This is a genomic window from Streptomyces sioyaensis (assembly GCF_004122735.1).
In the GTDB taxonomy this organism is placed as follows: Bacteria; Actinomycetota; Actinomycetes; order Streptomycetales; family Streptomycetaceae; genus Streptomyces; species Streptomyces sioyaensis.
In genome coordinates this window covers 1-3793 of record NZ_SDIF01000244.1, presented here as the reverse complement: position 1 = coordinate 3793, position 3793 = coordinate 1, and the positions used below count along the sequence as shown (strand labels likewise).

1 protein-coding gene is annotated in these 3793 nt (G+C 71.5%); it reads right to left on the bottom strand.

Annotated elements, in window-relative coordinates:
* Nucleotides 1-3793: type I polyketide synthase (locus tag EST54_RS33510; protein WP_129251435.1), on the bottom strand; the 3793-nt coding region annotated here is incomplete at both ends.

Here is a 3793-nt window from a genome sequence, read left to right as displayed (position 1 = left end):
CAAACCCACCGCATGCAACGCCGCATCCAACACCGCAGGATGCACACCAAACCCCTCAACCCCCACACCCTCAGGCAACACCACCTCAGCGAAAACATCCTCACCCAACCGCCACGCAGCCCTCAGCCCCCGAAACACAGGGCCGTACGACAACCCCGCCTCCGCATACCGCTCGTACACACCCTCCACCGACACCGGAACCGCCCCGACCGGAGGCCACACACCGAAATCGACATCATCCGCACCACCACCGCGCACCCCACCACTACGCGCCCCAGCACCAAGCAGACCCGTCGCATGCCGCAACCACGACCCGTCACCCGCCGCATCCTCAGCACGCGAGAACACGCGGACCGAACGCGTCCCAGCAGCACCCTCCGGTGCCCCCACCACCACCTGGACCTGCACACCACCACGCGCCGGCAGCACCAACGGCGCCTCCAACGTCAACTCCTCCACCACACCGCACCCGACCTGATCCCCCGCCCGAATCGCCAACTCGACGAACCCGGTGCCAGGGAAGAAGATCGAGCCGCCCACGACGTGGTCGGCAAGCCAGGGCTGTGTCCGGGCAGAGAGCCGACCGGTGAAAAGGAACCCCTCGGAGTCGGCGAGCGCGACAGCCGCACCCAACAGCGGGTGATCGGTGGCGCCCAAGCCGATGGCCGCCGGGTCGCCGTGATCGGTCGGCGTCTGCGACCAGTAACGACGGCGCTGGAACGCGTACGTGGGGAGGTCGACCGCGCGGGCGCCGCTGCCCTCGAACACGGCGGGCCAGCCCACCTCGCCACCTGCGGCGTACAGACGGCCCAGCCCGGACAGCAGCGACCGCGCCTCCGGCCGCCCCTTGCGGAGCAGCGCCACGCACACCGCCCGCTCCGACTCCTCGGTCTCGGCCAGGCAGGTCTGCGCGAGGCCCGTCAGCACACCGTCGGGGCCCACTTCCACGAACCGTGTCACGCCGCGGTCGACCGCGCTGCGCACCCCCTCGGCAAAGCGCACCGGCTCGCTGACATGCCGCAGCCAGTACTCCACGGAGCGCAGCTGCTGCGGGTCGGCGACGTCGCCGGTCACGTTGGACACCACCGTTATCTGCGGATCGGCGAACGTCAGCCCCTCCAGGACCTGTCGGAAGTCAGCCAGCATCGGCTCCATCAGCGAGGAGTGGAAGGCGTGCGACACCCGCAGCCGGGACGTCTTGCGGCCCTGGGCCCGCAGCCGCTCCGCGACCTCTTCCACCGCCGCCTCGGGACCGGACAGGACGACCGACCGCGGGCCGTTGACCGCGCCCAGGCCGACCCCCGCGGCCTCCGCGAGCAACGGCAGGGTCTCTTCCTCCGTCGCTTCGACCGCGACCATCGCGCCGCCGGCCGGCAGCGCCTGCATCAGCCGGCCACGGGCGGCGACCAGCTCGCATGCGTCGGCCAGGGACAGCATCCCGGCGATGTGTACGGCGGCGATTTCGCCGATCGAATGGCCCAGCACGAAGTCCGGGCGCACACCCCAGGCACTCAGCAGGCGGTAGAGGCTCACCTCGACCGCGAACAGGGCGGGCTGGGCGTACGCCGTACGTCCCAGCAGATCCGCCGCGTCCGTCCCCTCCTGATCCTGTGGCTCCTCGGCCGCGAACAGCACGTCCTTCAGAGGCCGTTCCAGCAGACCGTCGAGCCGGTCGCAGATCTCGTCCAGCGACCGGGCGAAGACGGGGTACGTCTCGTACAGCTCACGGCCCATCCCGACCCGCTGCGCGCCCTGCCCGGTGAACAGGAACGCGGTCTTGCCCCCGGTACGCGCCGGGCCCGGTGCGGTGGTGCCCTCCGCCAGGGCACGCAGGCCGGCCACCAGCTCGGCCTTGTCCGCGCCCAGCACGGTCGCACGCTGCTCCAGCGCGCCGCGCAGTGCGGCCAGCGACCAGCCCACGTCCACCGGACGGAGCTCGTCGTGCTCCGTCACATACGACGCGAGCCGCGCCGCCTGGGCCCGCAGCCCGCCCTCCCCGCGGGCGGACACGACCCATGGCACGACGACGTCACTCGACGGACGGACCGCGGACGGGTCGGCGGCCGGCTCCTCGGCATCCGCCGCCTGCTCGATGATGACGTGGGCGTTGGTGCCGCTGATGCCGAAGGACGAGACGCCCGCGCGGCGCGGCCGGTCGTCCGCGTTCCAAGTGACGTCGTCGGTCAGCAGCCGCATCGCGCCCGCCGTCCAGTCGATGTGGGCGGACGGCTCGTCCACGTGCAGGGTGCGGGGCAGCACGCCGTGGCGCATCGCCATGACCATCTTGATGATCCCGGCGACACCCGCGGCGCCCTGGGTGTGGCCGATGTTGGACTTGACCGATCCCAGCCACAGCGGCCGGTCGGCGGCGCGCTCCTGGCCGTACGTCGCGAGCAGCGCCTGTGCCTCGATCGGGTCACCGAGGACGGTGCCGGTGCCGTGGGCCTCGACGGCGTCCACCTCGGCCGGGGTCAGCCCGGCGTTGGCCAGCGCCTGGCGGATGACGCGCTGCTGGGCAGGGCCGTTCGGCGCGGTGAGGCCGTTGCTCGCACCGTCCTGGTTCACGGCGGAGCCGCGTACGTGCGCGAGCACCCGGTGCCCCTTACGCCGCGCGTCCGAGAGCCGCTCCACCACCAGGATCCCTACGCCCTCGCCCCAGCCGGTGCCGTCCGCCGCGGCGGCGAAGGCCTTGCAGCGACCGTCGCGGGAGAGGCCGCGCTGGCGGCTGAACTCCACGAAGGCGGCAGGTGAGGCCATGATCGTCACACCGCCCGCGAGGGCGAGATCGCACTCGCCGTTGCGCAGCGCCTGACTCGCCAGATGCAGCGCCACCAGGGACGAGGAGCATGCCGTGTCCACCGTCACCGCCGGGCCCTCCAGGCCATAGGTGTAGGCGATCCGGCCGGAGACGATGCTGCCGGAGCTGCTGCTGCCGGTGTAGTCGTGGTACACCACGCCGGCGAAGACACCGGTGGAGCTGCCCTTGAGCGTCGCGGGGTCGATCCCCGACCGCTCCAGCGCCTCCCAGGACGTTTCCAGCAGCAGTCGCTGCTGCGGATCGGTGATGAGGGCTTCGTTGGGACTGATGCCGAAGAAGTCCGCGTCGAAGTCCGCCGCGTCGTGCAGGAAGCCGCCCTTGTTCACATAGGTGGTGTCCGGGCGGGACTCGGTGGGATCGTAGAGCCGGTCGATGTTCCAGCCCCGGTTCTCCGGGAAGTCGGTGATGGCGTCGTCGCCGGCAGAGACCAGTTTCCACAGGTCTTCGGGCGATCCGATGCCTCCGGGGAAGCGGCAGGACATGCCGACGATGACGATCGGGTCGTCGGCGAGCAGGGCAGTCGACGGCAGGACGGTGGCGGCGGCCACGTCACCGGAAACCTCGGACAGCAGATGGTCGGCGAGGTCGCCGGCGGTCGGGTAGTCGAAGACGAGCGTGGCGGGCAGTCGCAGGCCGGTCGCGGTGTTGAGGCCGTTGCGCAGTTCGACCGCGGTCAGCGAGTCGAAGCCCAGATCGTTGAAGGCTCGGTCGGGCGCGATGGCAGCCGGGGTTGCGTGCCCCAGCACCGCGGCCACCTGCCCGCGCACCAGGTCCAGGACCGCTTCGTGACGGTCGCCTTCGGCGAGCGCGGCGAGCCGTTCGCCGAGCGAGCCGGCCGCGGCAATCGAGGTGCGTGCGGTCGCCTGTCGCCGCGTCGGACGTCCGGTGAGACGGTGGAAGAGGGGTGGCAGTGCTGTGCCCTGCGCCCGCAGCGCATCCACATCAAGCCGAACCGGCACCAACGCCGCATCAGCC